The sequence below is a fragment of the Hanstruepera sp. CR43 genome, assembly GCF_055227665.1.
The window spans coordinates 165482-191479 of the sequence record NZ_CP200078.1 but is presented as its reverse complement, the minus strand read 5'-3'; the positions used below and the strand labels follow the sequence as shown (position 1 = coordinate 191479).

At 34.2% G+C, this 25998-nt stretch carries 21 protein-coding genes; 14 read left to right on the top strand and 7 right to left on the bottom strand.

Features of this window, described 5'->3' with window-relative positions; translation table 11 throughout:
* Position 1 precedes the first annotated feature (1 nt).
* From efp to ACKXGU_RS00755, 5 genes are all read right to left on the bottom strand, one after another.
* A complete protein-coding gene (gene efp / locus ACKXGU_RS00775) occupies positions 2-568 on the bottom strand; it encodes an elongation factor P (RefSeq protein ID WP_463466180.1) in 567 nt (188 codons plus the stop codon).
* A 3-nt stretch (positions 569-571) separates the two neighbouring features.
* Positions 572-1357, bottom strand: coding sequence for an acyl-ACP--UDP-N-acetylglucosamine O-acyltransferase (lpxA, locus tag ACKXGU_RS00770; RefSeq protein WP_463466179.1), 786 nt, complete (start codon positions 1355-1357; stop codon positions 572-574).
* Positions 1358-1451: 94 nt separating this feature from the next.
* The gene (locus ACKXGU_RS00765; RefSeq protein WP_463466178.1) at positions 1452-2858 is read right to left on the bottom strand and encodes a bifunctional UDP-3-O-[3-hydroxymyristoyl] N-acetylglucosamine deacetylase/3-hydroxyacyl-ACP dehydratase; all 1407 of its coding nucleotides are present in this window, start codon (positions 2856-2858) and stop codon (positions 1452-1454) included.
* Complete coding sequence (gene lpxD / locus ACKXGU_RS00760; protein WP_463466177.1) at positions 2845-3873, bottom strand: UDP-3-O-(3-hydroxymyristoyl)glucosamine N-acyltransferase; 1029 nt, start codon at positions 3871-3873, stop codon at positions 2845-2847. Before lpxD ends, ACKXGU_RS00765 begins: the two co-directional genes overlap by 14 nt.
* A gap of 25 nt (positions 3874-3898) precedes the next feature.
* The gene (locus ACKXGU_RS00755) at positions 3899-5128 is read right to left on the bottom strand and encodes an HD domain-containing protein (protein WP_463466176.1); all 1230 of its coding nucleotides are present in this window, start codon (positions 5126-5128) and stop codon (positions 3899-3901) included.
* Between the two features lie 36 nt (positions 5129-5164).
* Between ACKXGU_RS00755 and porX the strand changes: the two genes are divergently transcribed.
* The 5 genes from porX (at position 5165) to ACKXGU_RS00730 (ending at position 9682) form a co-directional block, all read left to right on the top strand.
* Positions 5165-6718, top strand: a complete 1554-nt coding sequence (gene porX, locus ACKXGU_RS00750) for a T9SS response regulator signal transducer PorX (protein ID WP_463466175.1) — start codon at positions 5165-5167, stop codon at positions 6716-6718.
* Between the two features lie 75 nt (positions 6719-6793).
* Positions 6794-7216: a tRNA (adenosine(37)-N6)-threonylcarbamoyltransferase complex ATPase subunit type 1 TsaE gene (gene tsaE, locus ACKXGU_RS00745; protein WP_463466174.1), complete on the top strand. Its 423-nt coding sequence runs from the start codon at positions 6794-6796 to the stop codon at positions 7214-7216.
* Positions 7217-7476: 260 nt separating this feature from the next.
* Positions 7477-8019, top strand: a complete 543-nt coding sequence (locus ACKXGU_RS00740) for a hypothetical protein (protein ID WP_463466173.1) — start codon at positions 7477-7479, stop codon at positions 8017-8019.
* Between the two features lie 64 nt (positions 8020-8083).
* Positions 8084-9283: an alanine dehydrogenase gene (locus ACKXGU_RS00735; protein WP_463466172.1), complete on the top strand. Its 1200-nt coding sequence runs from the start codon at positions 8084-8086 to the stop codon at positions 9281-9283.
* Between the two features lie 27 nt (positions 9284-9310).
* Entirely contained in the window at positions 9311-9682 is a 372-nt protein-coding gene (locus ACKXGU_RS00730; RefSeq protein WP_463466171.1) for a hypothetical protein, read from the top strand.
* Between the two features lie 80 nt (positions 9683-9762).
* Here ACKXGU_RS00730 and ACKXGU_RS00725 read toward each other — a convergent pair whose 3' ends face one another.
* Positions 9763-14079, bottom strand: coding sequence for a T9SS type A sorting domain-containing protein (locus ACKXGU_RS00725; RefSeq protein WP_463466170.1), 4317 nt, complete (start codon positions 14077-14079; stop codon positions 9763-9765).
* A 421-nt stretch (positions 14080-14500) separates the two neighbouring features.
* Between ACKXGU_RS00725 and ACKXGU_RS00720 the strand changes: the two genes are divergently transcribed.
* The 9 genes from ACKXGU_RS00720 to asnB (ACKXGU_RS00680) are packed head-to-tail and all read left to right on the top strand — an operon-like array spanning position 14501 to position 25021.
* Entirely contained in the window at positions 14501-15598 is a 1098-nt protein-coding gene (locus ACKXGU_RS00720; RefSeq protein WP_463466169.1) for a glycosyltransferase family 4 protein, read from the top strand.
* Positions 15591-16562 (top strand): glycosyltransferase family 2 protein, encoded by a 972-nt coding sequence (locus tag ACKXGU_RS00715; protein ID WP_463466168.1) that lies wholly within the window; start codon positions 15591-15593, stop codon positions 16560-16562. Before ACKXGU_RS00720 ends, ACKXGU_RS00715 begins: the two co-directional genes overlap by 8 nt.
* Before the next feature lie 3 nt (positions 16563-16565).
* Complete coding sequence (gene murJ / locus ACKXGU_RS00710; RefSeq protein ID WP_463466167.1) at positions 16566-17912, top strand: murein biosynthesis integral membrane protein MurJ; 1347 nt, start codon at positions 16566-16568, stop codon at positions 17910-17912.
* Position 17913: 1 nt separating this feature from the next.
* The gene (locus ACKXGU_RS00705; protein ID WP_463466166.1) at positions 17914-19029 is read left to right on the top strand and encodes an O-antigen ligase family protein; all 1116 of its coding nucleotides are present in this window, start codon (positions 17914-17916) and stop codon (positions 19027-19029) included.
* Between the two features lie 2 nt (positions 19030-19031).
* Positions 19032-20726 (top strand): asparagine synthase (glutamine-hydrolyzing), encoded by a 1695-nt coding sequence (gene asnB, locus ACKXGU_RS00700; protein ID WP_463466165.1) that lies wholly within the window; start codon positions 19032-19034, stop codon positions 20724-20726.
* On the top strand, positions 20704-20886 hold the full coding sequence (locus ACKXGU_RS00695) for a hypothetical protein (protein WP_463466164.1): 183 nt from the start codon (positions 20704-20706) through the stop codon (positions 20884-20886). Before asnB (ACKXGU_RS00700) ends, ACKXGU_RS00695 begins: the two co-directional genes overlap by 23 nt.
* Complete coding sequence (locus tag ACKXGU_RS00690; RefSeq protein WP_463466163.1) at positions 20886-21965, top strand: glycosyltransferase; 1080 nt, start codon at positions 20886-20888, stop codon at positions 21963-21965. Before ACKXGU_RS00695 ends, ACKXGU_RS00690 begins: the two co-directional genes overlap by 1 nt.
* Positions 21966-21973: 8 nt before the next feature.
* Positions 21974-23131, top strand: coding sequence for a glycosyltransferase (locus tag ACKXGU_RS00685; protein ID WP_463466162.1), 1158 nt, complete (start codon positions 21974-21976; stop codon positions 23129-23131).
* 9 nt (positions 23132-23140) lie between these two features.
* Positions 23141-25021, top strand: a complete 1881-nt coding sequence (gene asnB, locus ACKXGU_RS00680; protein WP_463466161.1) for an asparagine synthase (glutamine-hydrolyzing) — start codon at positions 23141-23143, stop codon at positions 25019-25021.
* Here asnB (ACKXGU_RS00680) and ACKXGU_RS00675 read toward each other — a convergent pair.
* Positions 25011-25937 carry an ATP-grasp fold amidoligase family protein gene (locus tag ACKXGU_RS00675; protein WP_463466160.1) on the bottom strand — a complete coding sequence of 309 codons (927 nt, stop codon included), beginning with the start codon at positions 25935-25937 and terminating at the stop codon, positions 25011-25013. The genes asnB (ACKXGU_RS00680) and ACKXGU_RS00675 overlap by 11 nt on opposite strands.
* Positions 25938-25998 lie beyond the last annotated feature (61 nt).

Below are 25998 nucleotides of genomic sequence, written 5' to 3'. Positions count from 1 at the left end.
TTTATTCCTTAATACGCTCTTTGTAAGTACCTTTTTCAGTCTCGATTTTTATCTTATCACCTTCGTTGATAAATAATGGGACATTCACTTCTGCTCCAGTTTCAACAGTTGCTGGCTTAGTTGCATTGGTGGCCGTATTTCCTTTAACGCCAGGCTCGGTGTGGGTTACTTCCAAAATAACACTAGCGGGCATCTCGACTGACAATGGCATATTATCTTCAGAATTAATCAAAATAGTCACAACTTCACCCTCTTTCATTAAATCCGGTCTGTCTAAAGCAGCCTCCATTAATCGTATTTGGGTATAATCTTCTTGATTCATGAAGTGATAAAACTCACCATCGTGATACAAAAATTGAAACTTGTGTGTTTCAACACGTACGTCTTCAATTTTGTGCCCAGCAGAAAAGGTGTTATCTATTACCTTACCAGTGGTAACACTTTTTAATTTAGTTCTTACAAACGCAGGGCCTTTTCCGGGCTTTACGTGTAAAAACTCTATAATTTTATAAATATCATGATTGAATCTAATGCACAATCCGTTTCTAATATCTGAAGTACTAGCCATAAATTAATTTGATTTAAAATATCCTTTCATAATACCACGCTGCGAATCTTTAATGAATTGAAGAATTTCATCACGCTCTGGAGTAGCCTCCATTTCTGCTTCAATGATCTCAGCAGCTTGGGTATTGTTATAATTTTTTTGATATAAGATTCTATATATATCTTGAATTTCTCTAATTTTTTCGGTTGAAAAACCACGTCTTCTTAATCCTACCGAGTTAATACCTACATAAGACAAAGGTTCGCGGGCTGCCTTTACAAAAGGAGGTACATCTTTACGAACTAAAGACCCACCTGTTACAAAAGCATGATTCCCTACTGAACAGAATTGATGAACAGCAGTCATTCCTGCTAAAACAACATAATCACCAACAGTAATGTGACCTGCCAGGGTACTGTTATTAGAAAAAATACAATTGTTGCCCACAATACAATCATGTGCAATATGACAATAAGCCATAATGAGGCAATTGTTTCCAATGACCGTTTTCATTTTATCAGTAGTTCCTCTATTGATAGTTACACATTCACGAATGGTTACGTTATCACCTATTTCAACTGTTGTGTCTTCATCATTATACTTTAAATCTTGTGGTACAGCAGATATAACCGCGCCTGGGAAAATATTACAATTCTTACCGATTCTGGCTCCTTCCATAATGGTGACATTACTTCCGATCCATGTACCTTCACCAATCACTACATTGTTATGAATGGTCGTGAACGGTTCAATGACCACGTTTTTGGCGATTTTTGCTCCTGGGTGAACGTATGCTAAAGGTTGGTTCATTTTCGTAATTTTGTTTTTGATAAATAGGAGAAAATGTGTTCGCCTATTAGGTTAACCGAATAACTTAAAATATAAGGATTGGCTCGGTTCATATTTATTTTACTTTTGAGATTTGTGCCATAAGTTCTGCTTCAGCGCAAAGTTTACCATTGGCATAAGCATAACCTTGCATGTGGCAAATACCACGACGAATTGGTGAAATTAAATCACACTTAAAAATTAGCGTGTCACCTGGTACCACTTTTTGCTTGAACTTGACATTGTCAATTTTCATAAAAAAGGTGAGATAATTTTCAGGATCAGGAACCGTGCTCAATACTAAAATACCACCCGTTTGAGCCATGGCCTCAACTATCAAAACTCCAGGCATAACTGGTGCTCCTGGAAAGTGCCCTGCAAAAAACGGCTCATTCATAGTAACGTTTTTGACACCAATAACATGCGAGTCGCTTAACTCAAATATTTTATCAATCAATAAAAATGGTTGACGATGTGGCAACATATTCATGATCTGATTGACATCCATTAGTGGATCTTGATTCAAATCGATACTGGGCACATTATTACGACGCTCATTTTTAATAATTTTTGACATTTTCTTCGCAAACTGCGTATTTACAAAATGTCCTGGTTTATTGGCAATAACCTTACCTTTAATATGAGTTCTTATAAGTGCTAAATCGCCAACAACATCCAGTAGCTTATGCCTAGCCGCTTCGTTAGGATGATGCAGCGTCAAATTATCCAATATGCCATTGGGCTTTACAGCTATATTATCTTTCTTGAAAGCTATGCGCAATTTTTCCATAGTTTCAGGAGATAATTCCTTATCAACGTAAACAATGGCATTATTAAGGTCGCCTCCTTTTATTAGTCCGTGCTCTAAAAGCATTTCTATTTCATGTAGAAAACTAAATGTCCTTGAATCAGAAATTTCATCCTTGAATTCCGAAATAGTTTTAATGGAAGCATTTTGAGTACCTAGAACTTTGGTTCCAAAATCAACCATAGTTGTGATTTGGTATTCAGTTGAGGGCATTACCAAAATTTCACTACCGGAATCTTCATCGGTGTAAGAAATAACATCCGTTACTTCATAAACTTCTCTAGTGGCTTCCTGTTCAACAATTCCAGCTTTTTCAAGAGCCTCAACAAAGAATTTTGATGAGCCATCCATAATCGGTGGTTCTGATGCGTCCAATTCCAAAATGGCATTATCAATATCCAAACCTACTAAAGCAGCCAACACGTGCTCACACGTTTGAATGGTAACTCCATTTTTCTCTAAGCACGTACCTCTTTGGGTATTTGTCACATAAACAGCATCGGCTTCAATGATTGGGTTACCTTCTAAATCAATACGTTTAAATGCAAAGCCTGTATTTTCAGGAGCTGGCTTAAATGTCAACGTAACATCTTTTCCAGTATGCAATCCAACACCCTTGAGAGACACTTCATTCTCAATAGTTTTCTGCTTAATTCCTGTATTAATTATTCCCATTTACTTTTTTTTCTATTTCGTTTACGGTTTTAACTAGTTTAGGTAGATTTTTAAAATGAACGTAAGATTTATTAAAATCACCATAATTTAATGCTGGTGAACCTTGAATCACTTCGTTATCTTTTACATTTCTTCCGATACCAGACTGTGCCTGGATTTTGACATTATTACCAATGGTTATATGACCCACAATACCAACTTGTCCGCCAATTTGACAATTTTCGCCAATTTTTGTAGATCCAGCTATGCCCGTTTGTGCTGCAATAACAGTATTCTTACCTATTTCTACATTATGGGCAATTTGAATTTGATTGTCAAGTTTTACACCTTGTCTTATAACTGTAGAACCCAAAGTAGCCCTATCAATGGTAGTGGCAGCACCAACATCAACAAAATCTTCCAGAATAACATTTCCAATTTGTGGAACCTTGCTGTATTCCCCTTTTTCATTTGGTGTAAATCCAAATCCATCAGCTCCAATAATAGCACCAGAATTAATCACGCAATTACTTCCAACAACACATTCTGAATAAATTTTCACTCCTGAAAATACAATAGTGTTATCCTTAATAATCACATTATCACCAATGTAACAGTTGGGGAAAATTTTAACATTATCACCTATTTTCACATTGTCACCAACAAATGTAAAAGCTCCCAAATAAATATTGTCTCCTAATTTAGCAGAATCTGAAATAGAAGTTGGCTGATCAATTCCTGATTTATTGAACTTTATTTGATTGTAGTATTCCAATAATTTAGAGAACGATTTATAAGCATCATCGACTTTTATCAAAGTCGAATTCACATGATGCTCTGGTACAAAGCTTTTATTGACTATAGCAATCGATGCTTTGGTAGTGTATATATATGGTGTATATTTTGGATTAGCCAAAAAGGTTAAGGAACCTTCGGTTCCCTCCTCTATTTTAGAAAGCTTGGAGACTTCTACTTTGGCATTACCCACAATGTCCCCTTCTAAAATACCGGCTATTTGTTCTGCTGTGAATTTCATTAAGCGCAAAAATAGAAAAAATGTGTCACATTTTATCTTTGGGATAGCATATAAAATATTTAGTGACTGGTTTTGTTAATGCTTTTAAGTTCAGTTGGTCAGATGCCTTAACGATATCTTGAATTTTTCCTGATTTGAATAAAATGTTGATATTTTGAGACTTTTCTTCGTAAGCCTGATTTGAAATCTCACCTTTGAAGACGAAATATTTAGCTTCAGTTTTTGAAATTTGGTATTTATCCATCAGTTTTTGAAGATGCTCCTCAAGTAATTGGTTCTTAATGGGTTTCTTTTTGATCTTGATTTTTAATAAATCACGATTGATGATCATTTCACATAAATTTCGGAGCACAAAATCATCGTGAAATTGCCAAGCTTTCATAGCCGAAATAATATCATAATCATCAAGTTGGGAAAACAAGTGCAAGGTGTTTTCATCAAATTCCTTGATTGATACATCATGTTCCAAGAAGTATTCTAGTGCTTCACTAGCCTGAAGCTTCATACCATTATTGGTAAGTTCTTTAGCCCGTTGCAACATCCTAGTCAGCAATTGTTCTGCTACCAAACCCGTTTTATGTAAATATACCTGCCAGTACATAAACCGCCTAGCCACTAAAAATTTTTCAACGCTGTAAATACCTTTTTCTTCTACTACCAAAGAGTCATCTACCACATTCAACATGGTTATCAAACGCTCAGTATTGATGTTTCCTTCAGATACACCCGTGTAAAAACTATCCCGTTTTAAATAATCGGCACGATCCATATCCAATTGGCCAGAAATAAGCTGGCATAAGAATTTTCGATGGTAGGTTCCTTTAAAAATGTCTATGGCAAGCGTTAAAGTTCCGTTAAATTCAGCATTTAAATGTTCCATAAAAAGCAAGGAAATTTGCTCATGACTCACGCCATTTACAATGCTATGCTCCATGGCATGTGAAAAAGGGCCATGACCAATATCATGCAACAAAATGGCAATATACAAAGCTTCTTCTTCTTCCTTTGAAATACTAACGCCTTTAAAACGAAGTGTCTGGACTGATTTTTGCATGAGATGCATACATCCCAGCGCATGATGAAAACGAGTGTGATGCGCTCCTGGGTAGACTAAATAAGACATGCCCATTTGCGAAATTCGGCGAAGTCTTTGAAAATATTTATGCTCAATTAAATTAAATATATCCGAATTTGGTATTGTAATAAAACCGTAAATTGGGTCGTTAAATATTTTAAGTTTGTTTTTTGGAATCAAGCTGACTTATTACTTTAATTATATAAACAAATATACATGAACAATATAAATATTCTTTGGGTTGATGATGAAATCGATTTATTAAAACCCCATATTCTCTTTTTGGAACAAAAAAATTATCAGGTAACCACGTGTAAGAGTGGTACAGAAGCCGTAGAAATTTTGGATGATCAAAATTTTGACATCGTTTTTTTAGATGAAAACATGCCTGGTCTAACTGGATTGGAAACGCTGAATGAAATTAAGGAAAAACGCGATACGCTTCCTGTTGTGATGATTACCAAGAGTGAAGAAGAATATATTATGGAAGAAGCCATTGGTAATAAAATAGCCGATTACCTTATAAAACCTGTGAATCCAAATCAAATACTATTGAGTATAAAAAAGAATTTGGACCACTCCCGACTGGTTTCTGAAAAAACTACGTCCAATTATCAACAGGAATTTAGAAAGATTGCTATGGATTTGACTATGGTCAATTCTTTTGAAGAGTGGGCCAATCTATATCAGAAATTGATTTATTGGGAAATGCAACTTGAGGATATTGAAGATACTGGTATGTTTGAAATTCTAGAATCCCAAAAAAATGAGGCCAATACACAATTTGGAAAATTTATAGATAAAAATTATCCGAGTTGGTTTGAACCACATGTTGATGCACCTACAATGTCGCACACATTGTTTAAAAATAAAGTGGTTCCAGAATTAAGTAAAGAACAGCCCACATTGCTGGTCGTTATTGATAATTTACGCTATGATCAATGGAAGGCTTTTGAACCAATTGTCAATAATTATTACAAGAAAGAGCAAGAAACACCGTTTTTTAGTATCCTGCCAACTGCAACCCAATACGCCAGAAATGCCATATTCTCGGGATTAATGCCAGCAGATATGGAAAAAATGCACCCGAACTTATGGAAAAATGATACGGACGAAGGCGGTAAAAATCTTTATGAAGCTGAATTTTTAGAAGCTCAAATGAAGCGATTGGGATTAGCACACCTCAAACATGAATATTACAAGATTACCAACTTAAAGAATGGTAAAAAATTGGTGGATAATTTTAAAGGCCTGAAGGATAACGATTTAACTGTAGTCGTTTACAATTTTGTAGATATGCTCTCGCATTCCAAAACTGAAATGGATGTTGTTAAGGAATTAGCGAGTAATGACAAGGCCTATCGATCTTTGACGCAAAGTTGGTTTAAAAACTCGCCTTTGTTAGAAATGGTGCAGCAGGCCCAACAATTGGGCTTCAAACTTATCATGACTACAGATCATGGCACCATAAATGTTAAAAACCCATCCAAAGTGATTGGTGATAAGGATACTAGTCTGAACTTGCGTTATAAAACTGGTAGAAGCCTTACCTATGAAGACAAAGATGTTTTGGTGGCTAAAGACCCAAAAACCATTCACTTGCCCTCAATATCCATGAGTAGCTCCTTTATTTTTGCAAAAAATGATCTCTTCTTTGCGTATCCAAACAATTACAATCATTATGTCAGCTATTATAGAAACACCTATCAACATGGTGGTGTTTCACTGGAAGAAATGATTATTCCATTTGTGGTTTTGAGTCCGAAATAACTCCGTGTAATGCAAAAAAAATCCGATGAAATACACTTTTTATTAGTTTTTCTCAATATTTATACTTAATATTGCATGCAAACAAGAAGTGAATTGACTATAGAATATAGTTTAGATGAGCTTGATAATGTTGCTAACCAGATCCTTAAATCTGTAAAATCTAAAACGATTTTATTTCATGGTAACATGGGAACTGGGAAAACCACATTAATTAAAGCTTTAATACAGGTACTTGGAAGTGAAGATGACGTTAGTAGCCCAACCTACTCTCTAGTCAATGAATATGCTTTGAGCCAAGATATAATCTATCATTTTGACTTATATCGCTTAAAGTCTGTTGAAGAGGCTTTCGATTTTGGAATCGAAGATTATTTACAAACAACTGGATGGTTGTTTATTGAATGGCCTGAAATAATTGAAAACCATCTTGATAGTGATTACCATGAAATTTGGTTGTCAATATCAGATAATAATAAACGAAAAGTAACGCTGAAATAAGAAATTTTTATAAGATCAGAAACAACAAATTGCCCTAAATTGTCTCGTTTTACGGAAAAACCGTAACGAAAAAATTAGAAATCGTTGATTTTAACATAATTTTAACATTTCGACCCTATTTAGTACATGCTTCGGCTATACATTTGGATTATTAATTAATTAATCCCTTAATAAGATGAAAGCAAAAAAGTATGTATTAGCGATCGCAATTTTTGGCGGTATGTTGTTCACAGCGCAAGCAACTAACATTATTGATTTAGATGGACAACAAACAACAAAAATCGAAAAGAAGAAAAGAGACATCCCAGCAAACGGCTAGGAAAAGTTTAATTCTAGGGAGTGTTATAGCAACATTTATTGCTTTGACTCCTTATTTTTCTTACTTATACGAAAGTGTTCCAGACGAACAGGTCTGGAACACTTTTTTATTTTCCTATGATAGTCATGATTGGGAAAGTGCCAATTATGCTATGTGGATATTAACAAGCAAACTACTTCCTTTGTTGTTAGTATTTATTTGGTTCTTTACCTGTCGTCATTGGTGGTATCACGTTTTATTAGTACCTATAGCCATGTATATATATCAAATTATTCCGATTTTCAATCAAAATATTGGATATATTGACCAATTCCAACTGATGCATATGGTTCCTGTGATGGCGATTGTTGTTCCATCAATTTACCTCCTCAGAGCTCGTATGTTTGATAAATTAAATACTGCTGATAAATCAATGGAAGAATTAGAAGATGAATTTAAAATTAAACCTACCACTTTTTGGGGTAAAATTAAGCAGTATTTTTAATTCTTATCTTTATAATTTCAAAAATTAATTCGTAATTTGACTAACCATTTAACTAGTCAAATCGATGTCTAAATCTTTATCACCGTTTACCAAACAACAATTATTACCTCAAGAAGAAACTTTAGAGATATTAAAACAAAAAGGTGAACTGTTTATTGGTATTCCCAAGGAAACAGCTTATCAGGAAAAGCGAGTCTGCTTAACCCCGGATGCCGTTTCTGCCTTGGTAACCAATGGTCATAGAATTCTGTTGGAGTCTGGTGCTGGAAAAGGGGCTAATTTTAGTGATAAGGATTACAGTGAAGCTGGTGCCGAAATATCTAAAGATGCTGCAAAAGTTTATGGCTGTCCCATTATCCTAAAAGTAGAACCTCCTACCCTGGAACAAATTAAATTGATTAATCCGCAGTCAATTCTAATCTCTGCCTTACAGTTAAAAACGCAAACCAAAAAATATTTTGAAGCTTTAGCAGCTAAACGTATAACGGCCTTAGCGTTTGAATTTATTAGAGATGAAGATGGCGCCTACCCAGCGGTGCGATCCTTAAGTGAAATCGCTGGAACGGCATCTGTTTTAATTGCTTCGGAATTGCTAAGCAACGTTAATAGTGGCAACGGATTAATGTTTGGAAACATTAGTGGTGTACCTCCTGTTGAAGTCGTTATTTTGGGTGCTGGTACTGTGGGTGAATTTGCTGCCAGAAGTGCCATTGGATTAGGGGCTAATGTTAAAGTGTTTGATAATTCCATAACCAAATTACGATGTATCCAAACCAATCTAGGACGTACCATATTTACATCTACATTGCAGCCTAAAAATTTATCAAAGGCATTAAAACGGTGTGATGTGGCCATTGGAGCTGTGCGTGGAAAAAATAGAGCACCCGTAATTGTAGGAGAAACCATGGTTGAAAACATGAAATCTGGTGCTGTTATTATTGATGTGAGTATCGATATGGGAGGATGCTTTGAAACTAGTGAAGTGACGACACACAAGAATCCAACATTTGTAAAACATGGGGTTACGCATTACTGTGTGCCCAATATTCCGGCACGTTATTCACGGTCTGCGTCCATTTCGATTAGTAATATTTTCACACCCTATCTCTTAAAAATAGGTGAAGAAGGCGGATTGGAAAATTCTTTACGATTTGATAGAGGTTTAAAAAATGGATTGTATTTTTACCACGGCATTTTGACCAACAAATCTGTTGGCGAATGGTTTGATTTAAAACATAGCGATATCAATTTGCTGATTTTTTAATCTCGTTTTTAACACAAAATACATTACGTGAAATTATTACACAGAATTGGTTATTACTTGGGTGGCTTTTCAATTGGACTTATTGTTTTGGCTTTTTTTTTAAATGGAAAAAAAGTCTCATGTGATTATGGTCCCGAAGCTCGTGTATTGAAGAGTATTAACAATAAAACATTGGCAATACCACAAAATATTCAACAAGAATTTACCGCAAATCAAATCGACTCAATACAAATTCGTGCAATTTTAAAATATGCCCATGTGCTTTTTGCAGAAAGCGATACTCGTAAAGAACCATGTGGTATTTATTATTTAGAGAACTCTGCCAACGATTCTAAATTAGATTTAAAAATTGAAAATTGTGATAGTGTTGCGACCATTACTGAAATTATCTGGAAATAATAGATAAGACTTATAATAAACAAAAAGACCTGAATATAATCAGGTCTTTTTGTTTATTACGTATTTCTAAATAGCTTGAATTACTTTAAAATCAATCGTTTTGAGAATGATCGCCCATTTTGGGTCACTGTAACGAGATATATACCTCTTGGTAAATCACTAACATCCAATTTATGCGTTACAGGTCTCGTACTTGGCTGAATAACCTTGTTTATGAGTTGTCTTCCTGAAAGATCAAACAATTGTAAACTTGCAACATCCGTAAAACCTGTTAGTCTAATATTAACATTGTTTCTAGCCGGATTTGGATAAACCGTTATTGATGTATCATAAAAAGTTTCGATTGATGTTTCAACTGAACTTTCACAGTCATTGGCAATTACTTGTACGGTAACAGTTTCTGAAGAAATACCATTAGAAACGGTTACGCTATAATGCGTGGTAGAATCTTCTGGGGACACATCAATACTTTGTGTTGTCTCTCCAGTACTCCAATAATATTCCGTTCCACCATATGCAGTTAAAGTTGTTGTTTCTCCTAAACAAATCTCAATATTATTATCACTAACAGAAGCATTAACTGGCTCGATTACATAAACCGTAACCGAATCGGTACTTGAGCAACCATTGATGTAAACTGTTACTGAATAAGTTGTTGTTTCATTCGGACTAACCGTAATATTAGAAGATGTATCTCCAGTATTCCAAACATACCCTGTACCACCAGAAGCTCCTAATATAACAGAATCTCCATTTTCAATAGTTACATCGTTGCCCGCATTGGCTACAGGTATTGGGTTTACCGTGACAGTCACAGAATCTGAATCAGACACATTGCCTTCACTTACCGTTACTGTATAGGTTGTGGTACTATTTGGGCTTACCGTGATACTTTGTGTGGTCTCACCAGTACTCCATTGGTAACTGGAACCACCGGATGCGGTTAACGTTGTACTGTCATTTTCACAGATACTCACATCTTGGCCAGCGTTGGCTGTTACCGTAACATTGGGCTCTACCGTAACCGTTACCGAATCACTACTGGTACAGCCATTTGAGGTCACGGCCACACTATAGGTGGTCGTTTCACTTGGGTTGACCGTGATACTTTGTGTATTGGCACCTGTGTTCCAATGGTAGGTATCGCCTCCTGTTGCCGTTAAGGTGGTACTCTCCCCTGCTATAATCGTTACATCATTGCCAGCATTGGCTACTGGTATTGGGTTTACTGTAACCGTTACAGAATCTGAATCAGATTGAGATCCTTCTGTTACAGTTACTGTATAAGTTGTCGTTTCACTGGGACTGACCGTTATGCTTTGTGTGCTCTCTCCGGTACTCCACTGGTAACTGGAACCACCGGATGCGGTTAACGTTGTGCTTTCGTTTTCACAGATACTCACATCTTGGCCAGCGTTGGCTGTTACCGTAACATTGGGCTCTACCGTAACCGTTACCGAATCACTACTGGTACAGCCATTTGAGGTCACGGCCACACTATAGGTGGTCGTTTCACTTGGGTTGACCGTGATACTTTGTGTATTGGCACCTGTGTTCCAATGGTAGGTATCGCCTCCTGTTGCCGTTAAGGTGGTACTCTCCCCTGCTATAATCGTTACATCATTGCCAGCATTGGCTACTGGTATTGGGTTTACTGTAACCGTCACAGAATCTGAATCAGATTGAGATCCTTCTGTTACAGTTACTGTATAAGTTGTCGTTTCACTGGGACTGACCGTTATGCTTTGTGTGGTCTCTCCGGTACTCCACTGGTAACTGGAACCACCGGATGCGGTTAACGTTGTGCTTTCGTTTTCACAGATACTCACATCTTGGCCAGCGTTGGCTGTTACCGTAACATTGGGCTCTACCGTAACCGTTACCGAATCACTACTGGTACAGCCATTTGAGGTCACGGCCACACTATAGGTGGTCGTTTCACTTGGGTTGACCGTGATACTTTGTGTATTGGCACCTGTGTTCCAATGGTAGGTATCGCCTCCTGTTGCCGTTAAGGTGGTACTCTCCCCTGCTGTAATCGTTACATCATTGCCAGCATTGGCTACTGGTATTGGGTTTACTGTAACCGTTACAGAATCTGAATCAGATTGAGATCCTTCTGTTACAGTTACTGTATAAGTTGTCGTTTCACTGGGACTGACCGTTATGCTTTGTGTGCTCTCTCCGGTACTCCACTGGTAACTGGAACCACCGGATGCGGTTAACGTTGTGCTTTCGTTTTCACAGATACTCACATCTTGGCCAGCGTTGGCTGTTACCGTAACATTGGGCTCTACCGTAACCGTTACCGAATCACTACTGGTACAGCCATTTGAGGTCACGGCCACACTATAGGTGGTCGTTTCACTTGGGTTGACCGTGATACTTTGTGTATTGGCACCTGTGTTCCAATGGTAGGTATCGCCTCCTGTTGCCGTTAAGGTGGTACTCTCCCCTGCTATAATCGTTACATCATTGCCAGCATTGGCTACTGGTATTGGGTTTACTGTAACCGTCACAGAATCTGAATCAGATTGAGATCCTTCTGTTACAGTTACTGTATAAGTTGTCGTTTCACTGGGACTGACCGTTATGCTTTGTGTTGTTTCACCGGTACTCCACGCATAATCCGATCCTCCTGATGCAGTTAATACCACGCTATCATTTTCACAAATGGTAACATCTTGACCTGCATCGGCTTCTATGGGAGTTGGTATGACTGTAACGGTAACAGTATCTTCAGACATACATCCATTTTGTATGACCGTTACTGTATAGGTTGTTGTTTCAGTCGGACTAACGGTAATATCTTGTGTGTTTTCGTCAGTGCTCCAAGTATAATTTGTACCACCTGAAGCAGATAAAGTAACCGAATCTCCTTCATTTATAGTCACATCATCTCCAGCATTGGCAATAGGTAAAGGATTAACGATTACCGTTACAGAATCGGATACACTGTTTCCTTCATTGTCGGACAAGGTAACCGTATAAATTGTAGTTTCTGTTGGAGAAACTTCGATGTTTTGAGAATTTTCACCCGTACTCCAAGAAAAATTATTCCCTCCAGTACCATAGGCTGTTAAGTTTGTAGATTCACCTTCACAAATAGTAATATCATTACCTGCATTAACTGTCATTCCAACATTACCTTGCGGATATTCAAGTACAAACGCAGGAGGACTATTTTGGCTCATAACGTTTGGATCACTCCAATTACTTGCAAAAATAATTTTGGTACCATTTCTATTAGGCACCAGTTGTGTTTCATGCAGATATGTTGATGGGGCTGCATGATGTTTAGCATAACGCTCTATAGTCCCAGAATCGTCCAGCTTAATAGCAAACATTTCCCTTGGAGCAACTGGGTTTGATGAGCAACACTGTTCGCTGATATAGGCCCAGCCTGGTCTGTCGAAGTTCCGGCAGCTAATATGTCCTCCCCAAATTCCACGCCCATTGATGTAAGGAAATAACGGCGTATAACGAGAACCATCCAAACGCGCCATATATAAACTATGTTCAGAGTTCCATTCAGGTTCATTTCCATACTCTATAATAACCTCATAGCCTTCAGCATCTACACCTAAATCACCATGTTGGGTAATTTCATAAACATGGGTTTCATTTTGCATATTGATGTCATAAGACTTAATGCCCTCTTTGGGACCAGTACCATTGGTTACCCATTGCGCCACGGCATAGCCTCCCAATTGAGATACTGAAAACCAATCTAGGTTCCCTGAAGTACCAACATCCTTAACACCAGTTACCACATCGTTTTGAATATCATAAACAATAAGATGCCTGTTACCACTATTGTGCTGGCCTATTAATCCTACATAGCGATCAAATCTGTCCTGATTGCCCTCACCATAACCAAAGTCAATACTACTGTAATCCGAAAAAGTATGAAGCGTTGTACGTTGGTTTGTATTGATGTTATGAGAAACAAATGAATTCCCTGAAGACCCGTAAATTATATTTGGTTGCGTGTTACTCCAACGTCCATAACTTGGAATATTACTCCAATACAGAAATTCATACGTTTGTGCATCCAAAATTGCAGCTGGATAGCCTGCCATTTTAATTAAAGTCTCATCGGAATTCCAAGTTTGGTCTTTGGAATAGTTGTGGCGTAGCCTTTGGTTATTAACTCCAAAAACATTCGCATCAGTTATACGCATGATGCTACTACCTGACATTCCTTCATTAAAAGGTTCTAAATACCCTGGAATGGATTCAGAAGGAGGTTGATAATTTTGATAGTTTACATTAGGCAACTGGTCTTGCGTCGGATAATTCTGACCGTTTGTCGATAAAATTGTACAAAACAAAAACAAGGCTATAATGAAATTCCTGATTTTCAGAAATTCCCATTTGAAATAATGATTCTTCATTTGGGGCTATTTTGCTATTAATTAGGGCTAAACTATATATTCAGTTTTTTTTAAATTATATTAAAGGGTGAAAATTCGATGAAATACATAATTATTGTAAAACAAATACTACAAAAATTGTATTTTATAGGTGTTTTTATGTATTTAATCGATAAAATATTGATAATAGCTATTCTCTGAAAAACAAGAATTGCCAAATATACGTCTACAAATCAGTTTTGGATCTTATTTAAGTTTTTTTAACACAATAAGATATTAACACCTTATAAACAAAATAGTTAGTGAAAATATTTTAACATAAAAATTACTACAAATACAGTTAGTACATTAAATATGGTATTTAATCTAATATCACAGTTTGATTAAGGTATAGATACAAAAAATATCTACTTTTAATATTGAATTAAGGGATTGTTAAAATTTGAGAAAGAATAAAGTTGCTTTTGTTATATCGAGCCTATCCGCAGGTGGTGCTGAACGCGTAGTTACAAATTTGGCAAACAATTTAGTTGAACATTACGAAGTATCAATTATTATTTTATTCAAGGAAAAACCATTTTACAAGCTAGACGAAAGGATAAAAATATTCTATTGCTTAAAATCTTATGAATTAAAAAAAACAAGATTACTTTCAATAATTTCTCAAATTGAAATTACTACTAAAATATATAGAATACTCAAAAAGCAAAAAACCGATATAACCATTGGTTTTATGACCACAACAAATATCTATAGTATTGTTGCATCTAAACTTGCAAAAATTCCATGTATTGTCAGTGAAAGGACACACCCAAAATTTAGTAGTTTATCAAACTTTTGGTCAATAGCTAGAAAAAAAATATATCCATTATCCTCAAAAGTAATTGTTCAAACAAATGATGCTAAATCTTACTTTTTATCATTTTTGAATCAAGAAAAGCTACAAGTAATAAACAATCCTCTAACCAATGACCTATTGGAAAAAAGAAATCCCAATTCCATTAAAGAGCAAATAATATTAAACGTTGGTCGTTTAAGCCCTAACAAAAACCAGATTTTATTGATTGATGCCTTTAAAGATCTTAAATTGAATGGTTGGCAATTATATTTTATTGGTGATGGAAAAAAAAGAGCTGATTATGAAGATTATGTTAAAGCTCATAATTTAAATGACTGTGTCAAATTGATAGGCAGTGTTAAAAACGTGCACGATTATTATAATACGGCAAGTATTTTTGCTTTTACTTCTAACTTTGAGGGATTTCCAAACGCTCTGACTGAAGCTATGGCTTTTGGTATGTGTTGTATTTCTACTGATTGTCCATATGGCCCTTCAGAATTAATAAAGAATAACAGCAATGGTTATTTAATTCCGGTTGGCGACAAGGAAATGTTAAAAGAAAGATTAATCCAATTAACTTCAAATTCAGAAATTAGAGAAAAAATTGGTTTAGAAGCCATGAAAAGTGTTGATGAATTCTTACCAAAAACTGTGGCCTTACAATGGTCTAATTTAATCAATAATATTCTAAATGATTAATACGCTTTCCTTAAAGGATTTTATTCCTCAATATTATGAGTATGACGATTTTAAACCAAACTATAGGTTTACAATTTTTACGCCTGTTTATAATAGGGCCAATACTATAAGGAGAGTTTATGAATCACTTTTAGAACAAAATTTCAAGGATTTTGAATGGATAATAATCAATGACGGTTCTACAGATAATTCCCATAGCGTCATCACTGATTTAATAAAAGATATTCCTTTTCCAACAACTTATATAAACAATAAAAAAAACCAGCATAAAATGGCATGCTTTGTTCAGGCTATTGAAATTGCGAAAGGTGAATTTTTATTGCCATTTGATTCTGATGATACATGCACCCAAAATGCATTGGATGTGTTTAACAATGAGTACTTGAAAATACCAGATGACATAAAGCCCAAAATAAGTGGTATAACTTGTCTGTGCAAAAACCAACACGGTGAATTGATTGGTGAAAAATTCAAAATTCAACCTTTATACAGCAATACTTTTAAACGACAATTAGAACATACTGAAGCGACTGAAAAATGGGGATTTACAAAAACTCAAATTTTAAAAGGAATCAAGATTAATAAAGAAATGTTTTCAAAAGGCTATATCCCTGAAGGCATTATTTGGGAATTACTTTCAAAGTTTGATTTTCAAACCAAGTACATCAATGATGTTTTACGAATCTATTATTTAGACACCGAAAATGCCATTTCAAATCAAAATCACAGAAAGGATGCTTTTGGTATGGCAATTTATTCGCTTTGCATAATGAATTGGTTTTATGGCTGTTATCTAAAAAAAACTCCAAAGCTATTCGTTAAACGTGTTTTTACATTGTTAAGAGCCGCTCATTACCTGGACTTTGGTTTTGTTCAGTACTGGAAAGCAATTGATTCCAATATTTTAAAAATGGTATTTTCAATTGGTTGGCCGTTTAGAAAATTTTTCAATAAAATATCCTAACCCGTGTATCCTAAAAAAGCTAGTAATTTTATAAAAGCGTTAAAAGGTAATGCAGTAGTTGCAAACATTTTTATTGTTGCTTGCATAACTGTTGCGGTTAAGGTTTTTGGATTTTATAAAGAAGTTGTAATAGCTAGTGAATTTGGGCTTTCAGAAGTATTGGACACTTTTTTGATAGCTTTATTAATTCCTGGTTTTATTAACAATGTTTTCTTAAGTGCTTTTAAATCCGTTTTCATCCCAAATTACATCGCTGAAGAAAAAATCAATAAAAACATTGGTGCTTTTCAGACTACAAGTTTTGTCATAACCATTTTGGCATCTTTGTTTTTTATGCTAGTGGCCTATTTGGTAACAGATGTGTTTTTAGAAATATTATTCCCCGGAAAAAGTGACAACTATTATATTCTTATTAAATCACAATTTTATTATTTGTTGCCTTGTGTTTTAATTTGGGGATTGACATCTCTGTTAAGTGGTTTATTAAATATATACAAGGAATTTATGTTCTCTTCACTTTATCCCATTATTACTTCGGTGAGCATGGTTATAAGTATTGTTTTTTACCGAAATGAACTAGGTGAAAATGTTTTAGCCATTGGAATGCTTATTGGAGCAGTAATTCAAGCTCTATTGTTAGTATTTGTATCTCTATATCGTAAAATTTTAAAATTTGATTTTCCTGATTTCAACAGCCCTAGTGCCATCATTATGTTTAAACAGGTGCCAGCTAAAGTTACATCAGGTTTCCTCACAGGTTTAATTCCTGTAACCGATCAGTTTTTTGCCGGTCAGTTGGTAATTGGTTCAATTGCAGCATTAAATTATGGTATGAAGATACCTGCCTTTTTTACTACAATATTAATTATTGCATTGGGGAACGTACTGCTTCCCTATTTTTCAAAGATATCGATTGAAGAACCAAAAAAGGCTTTCAAAAACCTTTATAAAATAATTAAATGGACATTTGTATCTCTTATGTCTATTGTAGTAGTTGCAAGTCTATTTTCTACAGAAATAGTATCATTCCTGTTTGAAAGGAACAATTTCACCGCAAGTGATACAGTTATAGTATCCCAATTGCAAATAGTATTCTTAATAGGAGTTCCTTTTGCTATTTGTGGTAATCTATTTGTTAAATTTTTAACCAGTATAAACAAAAACGCCTTTATGGCCTATGTCTCACTAGGAAGTATGGCATTGAACATTATTTTTGATTTTATATTTATGAAATGGTACGGTTTAATGGGTATAGCTTTGTGTACAACTATTATACATGTTCTTAAAATATTTGTTTTTTACAGCTATACCAATAAACAAAAAAGTATTTTAGTAAAGCTGAAAGCCTAGTATGAAGAAGTATTTAAAATACATAGCCTTATCTTTAATTTTATTCAATATTCCAACATTTAGCTTGGAAAACATGGGTTCAACTTATGGTGCACTTACAAATATTATGCTGTTCGGTTCTGTTGCTGCTTACTTTGTTGTTTCTGATAAATCTAGACTGGCATTACCCTTTATTGCATTAGGCTTAATCTTTTTTAGCCTTTCTGGGTTTAACTATAGTGGTGTTACCAGTGACTATTTAAAAGATTTTATACGCTTCTTTTTATTCATTTTTTGTATTAATCAATTATGCAGAGAAACAAGTAGCAAGGAACTATTAATATTTTTGATTATTGGTAGTTTTAGTATTCTTATAAATACCGTTTTCTTTTCTAATGCTTACGGTAGATATAGCGGGTTCTATATAAATCCAAATAAAGCTGGTTTTATTTGTCTTTTTGGCTTTGCCCTGACTTACTCAATAAAGAAGTATAAGCTCAAGCTTGTGGCGCAACTCGTGTTTGTAGTTTGTGGCATTCTAACCCTTTCAAGATCATTTATTCTTTTTTTAGTTATTATAAATATCTTTTCCTTATTTGCTGATAAAAAAAACATACAGACCATGCTTATTGGTCTTGTTGCGTTTGTAATTATTCTTACTGCTGGTTCTCTACAACTCAATAAAGATAGGTTTTCTGCGCTACAAAGTATTTTCAATGATGATTCAATAAAAACAAATACTATTACTAAAGGATCTCGAGACGAGACATGGTCCGACTATTCAGAAGTAATCTATGATAATTTGATATTTGGTGCAGGTTATAAGTCTATGCGTGGTGGTTCAGAAAGCACTACAATAAGTCATGGTGTTCACAATACATTTTTAATGGTTTTAGGAGAAGCTGGCTTTGTAGCGTTTTTGATCATTGTTATTATTTATTCTATGCTATTTTCAAAAAGTCTATCAATATTTAAGTTACAACAGGAATATACATTCCTTTCAATAGCCATTTTTGGATATTTAATGGTGGCTCATAATTATTTCGACAAGTACGATGTACTTTTTGTTTCTATCTGGCTATACAATCAATTACTTGACAATTCAAACCAAAAGCTTGAGCTTGAAAAAGAACTTTAACCATGTGTGGAATTTACGGAACAAATAAAAATTATACTACTGAACAGTTAAACCATAAACTTGAAAGAATTAGTTTCAGAGGCCCAGATTATACTGAAGTTGCCAGTTTTGGGAAAGATAACAATATTACTTTAGGGCATAACAGACTATCTATCATAGACTTGGACCCTCGTTCAAACCAACCATTTACATATAACTTCAATATTCATATTGTATTTAATGGAGAGATTTACAATTTTTTAAAACTAAAAAACCAATTAAAAGCCAAAGGGTATTTATTCAACACAACCAGTGACACAGAAGTTATTTGTGCCGCATATTTAGAGTATGGCTATGACTGTCTTTCACAATTTAATGGCATGTTTGCTTTTGTAATTTATGATGAAACCAAGAACATCCTATTTGGAGCAAGAGATAGAATGGGTCAAAAACCTTTTTATTATAGTTATAAAGACAAGCAATTTGAATTTTCCAGTCAAATTTCTTCAATTCAATTGCATAACAACAGTTTGAGTATTTCCAAAAAAGCTATTGACTATTATTTAGTTTGGAGCTTTATCCCTGACCCATATACAATATTTAACGAAATTGAAAAATTACATGCTGGACACTATTTGGTAATTAATCTAAATACCAACACGTTGATTACCGAACAATACTGGGATATTCCTCTTACAGAAAATAATCCCTATGTAGGTAGTTATGATGAAGCAAAAACAGAATTGAAACACCTATTAAAAGATGCTGTATCTTCAAGACTTGTTGCAGATGTTCCTATTGGTGTTTTTCTTTCTGGAGGAGTCGATTCATCACTTATTGCATCAATAGCATCAGAAACCAGTCCCAAAAAGGTAAAAACCTTTTCAGTTAAATTCAATGAAAAAGGCTTTGATGAAAGTTTATATGCTAAAAAAGTAGCCAATCATTTAAAAACTGACCATCATGTCATTGAGTGCAACTATAACGAAGGAATTGATTTGGTTCAAAATTTTTCGCATTATTACGATGAACCTTTTGCCGATGCTTCAGCTATTCCTTCAATGTTATTGGCAAAATATACCAGTAAGCATGTAACAGTAGCCGTTTCAGGCGATGGTGGCGATGAAAGTTTTATTGGATATCATAGGTATAAATGGATGAAACAAGTTGAATTAATGTATAAATCACCAAAAGCTTTTAGACATTTAACCTCCAAAGTCCTATTAAAATTACCATACTATAAACTCAAAATGATTGGTAAGGGTCTAGAGTATCAAACTATGAATGATCTTTACCTGGCTTCTATTACCGATTTGGATTTTTCATGGTTAAACAATAAAATTGAAAATCATGCTTATTTGTCTGAATTAAAGTATTTAGAAAACAGCAAAAAGTCCAGTATAATTGAACGAATCTCTGATTTTGATTTAAAAGCTTATCTAAATTGGGATATAAATGTAAAAGTAGATAGAGCTACTATGGCCTACTCATTAGAAGGTAGAGCACCTTTGCTTGACCATCGAATTGTTGAATTTTCCAGAATGCTTCCAACCAAGTTTAAATATGATGGTAACAATATGAAACGTGTTCTTAAAGATGTTCTTTATGACTATGTACCTCAAGAATATTTCAACAGACCAAAAAGCTGGATTTACCATGCCATTTTCAGATTGGTTCCGAAAAGAACTCAAGGACATGGTCTTATCGGAATTGAATAGTGAAGGCCTTAACCAAATACCAAACATAAACACTGATGAAGTAAAGCTGCGAATAAACCAACACATGGAAGGAACTTGGAACAGATATCCACTCATATGGAAATTATTGGTATTAAAACAATGGCTAAACAATAATGGTAAAGGATATAGTATTGTTTAATGGATACTAAAAAAATAAAAATAGCACTTATTCTCCCGTCACTAGCTCCTGGTGGTGCCGAACGCATTTTATCTTTCGTGGCGCAGGAACTCGATAAAGATGTTTTTGACACGACACTTTTGATTACAGGATATGAAAAAGATACAGTTTACAAACTTCACGATTTAAAAATTGTTTATTTAAACAAACCACGCGTTTTAAAATCGATTTCAGCTATTAGTAAGTATTTAAAAAAAAATAAACCCAATATTGTGGTTACATCCATTGTACACCTTAACACTATATCGGCGTTCATTTCATTGAGATTTCCTAAAATAAAATTTGTTGCCAGAGAAGCCAATGTGCTAACAACCCTAGATCAGTATAACCCATATACCAAATCCATTTTCCCAAAATCCATGGTTAAAATGGCCTATAGATTGGTTGATAAAATAATTTGTCAATCAAAAGACATGCAACACGATATGGTAACCAATTATGGTGTTGCAAAAAACAAAACCGTATTAATCAATAATCCTATTACCCAAAAATACAATATCAAAGAAACTCACAGAGTTAATAACAATAAACTTAAGTTAATAACGGTTGCTAGATTGAGCAAAGAAAAAGGCCACGATAGAATTCTAGAGGCCTTATCAAAAATTCCATTTAAGTTCACTTACACCATTATTGGAGATGGAATGGAAAAAAGCGCAATATTTAGCCTAATTAAGAAATATCAATTAGAAGATCATGTTACGTATATCAATTATACGGAGAAGGTAAATGAATACCTATCCAATAGTGATTTGTTTTTACAAGGTTCCTATGTTGAAGGTTTTCCAAACGTACTAATAGAAAGCTGTGTAGTGGGCACTCCTATTTTAGCATTTAATGCACCTGGAGGATTGGATGAAATTATTGAACATGGTAAAAATGGTTATATAGCTAATAATATTGATGAATATGTGAGATATTTAAATAATTTAAATTCAAACTTTATCTTTAGACCAGAAAAAGTCAGCCAAATAGTCAATGAACGATTTAACAGCAAGTCGATCATAAAACAATACGAAAATCTATTTAAAAGTTTAGCCTAATAGATAATATGGAAAAGAAAAGAAAAATAGCACTATTTGTTTCTGCAATTGGTTTTGGCGGCGCCGAAAAAGTGGTTAGTTTGTTACTCGATGAGCTCACTAAATACTTCGATGTAACATTAATATTGTTATATGACGAAATAAAATTACCTATAGCCAAAAATGCCAAAATAGTCATCCTATCAAAAGAAGGAGAAACATTCAAATCCTCTCCATTTTTGAGAGTTATGGACGATATTAAATTTATCTTCAAATATCAAAAGGCATTAAAAGCTGAAAAAATAGATGTGGCAGTTTCATTTTTGGTTAGACAAAATATCCTTAACGGTATAGCCAAAATGTTCAACCCAAATCTTAAAACCATTATTAGTGAAAGGTGTTTCCCTTCTATCATGTATAGTCACGACAAAGCTACTTCCTTTTTAACCAAACTTTTAATTCCTTTTTTCTATAATAAAAATGACAAATTATTCTCCAATTCCATTTACATCAATAATGATTTGGTTTCTAACTACAATATTAAAATTGACACTTCGGTAATCTACAATCCTATTTTAACCCAAAACAGAAAACCAAAATTAAAAGCTTACTTGGATACAGAAAAAATATTTAGGGCAGTTACTGTTGGGCGATTAATACCCGTAAAAAACCAAAAAAGTATTATTGAAAGTATTGGTATGCTACCAAGCAATTTCTATCTGGATATCTATGGAGATGGCCCTTTATTAGACGAATTAAAAGGTCAAACAAAAAAACTAGAGGTTGACCAAAGAGTAATGTTTCATGGCAATGTAGAAAATGTAAAATCACATATTATTAAAAATCACTGCTTTGTATTGAGTTCATTGACTGAAGGTTTTCCTAATGTAGTATTGGAAGCCATGTCTGTAGGGCTACCTGTTATTTGTACCAATTGTATGTCCGGTCCATTGGAGCTTTTGAATGATAATGAAAAAGTGACTATCCTATCAGGTTCATTTGTAAAGGCTAAATATGGTCTGTTGGTAAATGTAGATGATGCCGTAGGATTATCGCAAGCACTTAAGTTTTTGCAAAAGAACAAAGAGGATAGAGACCAATATAGCCGTTTGAGTTTTGAAAGAGCAAAAACTTATGATATTTCCAATATTGGGGTTCATGTTAAAAATTTAATTGATAGTCTTTAATCAATTGATATGTGTGGAATTAATGGCATTATAGCAAATACCCAAACTACAAATCAAGAGTTGTCATCAACCATAAAAAAGATGAATACTTTAATTCATCATCGTGGTCCAGATGATGACGGTTTTTATACCGGTGGTGGTGTTTGCATGGCTATGAGAAGGCTCTCCATTATAGATTTAAAAACTGGAAAGCAACCCATATCCAATGAAGAAAATACGATAACCATAGTTTTTAACGGCGAAATTTACAACTACAAATCGCTTAAGGAAAATTTAGAATCGGAAGACGTTGGCTTCAAAACAAAAAGTGATACCGAAGTTATCTTAAAGCTTTATGAAAAATATGGTACAGCATGTTTTAAAATGCTTGATGGCATGTACGCTTTTAGCATTCATGATAAAACTCAAAACAAAGTTTTTATAGCTCGAGACTTTTTTGGAGAAAAACCGCTCTACTACACACAAAACGAAAGCAATTTTTTATGGGCTTCAGAATTGAAATCTATTGTTTCAGTAATTCCTAATAAGCCTGATTTATCTAAAGAAGGCTTAAATCTTTTTTTTAAATTAACATACATTCCAGCACCTTTTACCGTTTATGAAAACATTTTTAAGCTTGAAGCCAATCATTTTATTGAATATGATGTTGAAAACAAATCATATCAAGTAAACAAAATCGATGAAATTGTAAGCAATGTATCAGATTTGTCATTCAAAGAGGCAACATCCAGATTGTATGATTTAGTGATGCATAGTATTGAAAGTAGGTCTGTAAGTGATGTTCCATTAGGTACATTCTTATCTGGAGGTGTAGATTCATCCATTATAAGTTTTGGGCTTTCAAAAATTGTAAATTCAAAAATCGATACCTTTTCAATAGGTTTTGACAAGGCCTCGTTTGATGAAACTGATAAATCAAGACTGGTAGCCAAACTTATAAATAGCAACCATCATGAATTTATTTTAAAAGAGGCTGATATCATTGCTGATATTGATAATGTTTTGTTGAATTTCGATGAACCATTTGCCGATTCATCTGCTCTACCTACTTATTTGGTATCAAAACAAACACGAGAATATGTGAAAGTGGCGTTAACTGGCGATGGCGGCGATGAAGTATTTGGTGGCTACAATAAGTATTACATGGGTAAATTGAACACGCGTTACACACAATATGTTCCGAAATTTCTGCATCACTCTTTAAAACCCGTTCTCCAAAAGTTATTGAGTACTAAAGACGATAATCGTGGAAAGCGTTTCAAGTTAAAAAAGTTTGTAGATGCTGTTGATTATTCCGGAAACAACTATTGGAATATCATTTCATTGGGCTTTCAAAATACATCCATGTTATTATCGGATAATTATTCTTTGACCAATTTGTTCTCTCATTATTCCAAAGAAATAGCCAATCCCAAGAATCTTCATGATTTTCGTGAAATCGATAGGTTGCTGAGCCTTGAAGGTGATATGCTTGTGAAAGTGGATAGAACCAGTATGCTCAATTCTTTGGAATGCCGATCACCTTTTTTAAATAAATCACTTTGGGATTTTTCAAATGGTTTGCCTGAAAACTTTCTTATTAACAAATGGGACAAAAAACACATTTTAAAAGAAGCTTTTAAGCATGAATTTCCTGATGATTTCCTGAACAAATCAAAAAAAGGCTTTGTAGTTCCTGTTGGCGATTGGTTAAGAAAAGGCTTAAGCAGCGAATTAAAAAGTTATATTGATGATGATTTTCTTGATAGGCAAAACATCTTCTATAAAGATTATATCAAAAATTTGGTCAACGACCATCTGTCAGGAAAAAGAGACAGCAGTTATCAAGTGTGGACATTCTACACCTTTCAAAAATGGTATTTAAACACTTACTTATTAATCAATAGGTAGTTTCGAGCAACTTAAGCTTTTCGCCATAAAATAAATCATAGGATTTAGGCTCAAACATTGAGTGTCCTGAATTTGGATGGAACGTTAATTCTCCAAAGTATAATATATTGTTAATGTAATAAAAATCAACCCTAACAAAACTGAACGGTTTAGCTAGTTTCTTTCCCAACTCAATCATTTTATCCAATATTTCTGGTTTTGGAACAGCATCACCATTTTCCCTTTTAATTATAAAATCCATTAAATTCCAGTCTTTATCATAAATATTCCGCCTCCACTTATTCTCTAGTTTACCCATATCCACTTGAATAAATTCAAACTCTCCATTAAAAAAATATAATTTATAATCGTTTGGAATATTGCCCTGATCATCTAAAAGTAATTTTTCAACAATAATTCTACGTTCTATATTTTTGTATTGCCACTCCTTAAATCTATAATAATAGTTAATGCTCAATTGGTGTCCCAATGTGTTTTGGACTCTGACCCAGTTAACATCTTTTTTGGTTTTTATTATTATCCCTCCAGAACTAGCATGATTTGTTTTAACAATTACAGGAAAATCAGGAATGGTTTTTTCATTTATTTCACGGATATTTTTTGTTTGAAATAGCAATGGTACAAGATATTGCTCTCCAATCAAGTCTTTAATATATTCCCTGACCTTAAACTTATCCGCACAGAGCGTATGTAAAGGAGTCCTATCATTTAACTTGAACCATTGGCATTTTTCATTAAATGTTTTCGGATCTTTAAGATTAGGATTATAGCCAAGATTAATAATAAATTCCTTTCTCACTTTAGATACATCTGAAATCAAACCATATCTAAAGAACTCAATGATTTTAACGATAGGATTTAATAGTGCAAATCCTATTTTTGACTCATAGTATATTTTATCAAATATTTTCTTCATTATTACATTACGATTTGTACGAAAAATGTAATTTTAAAGATAAATTAATTTATCAAATACA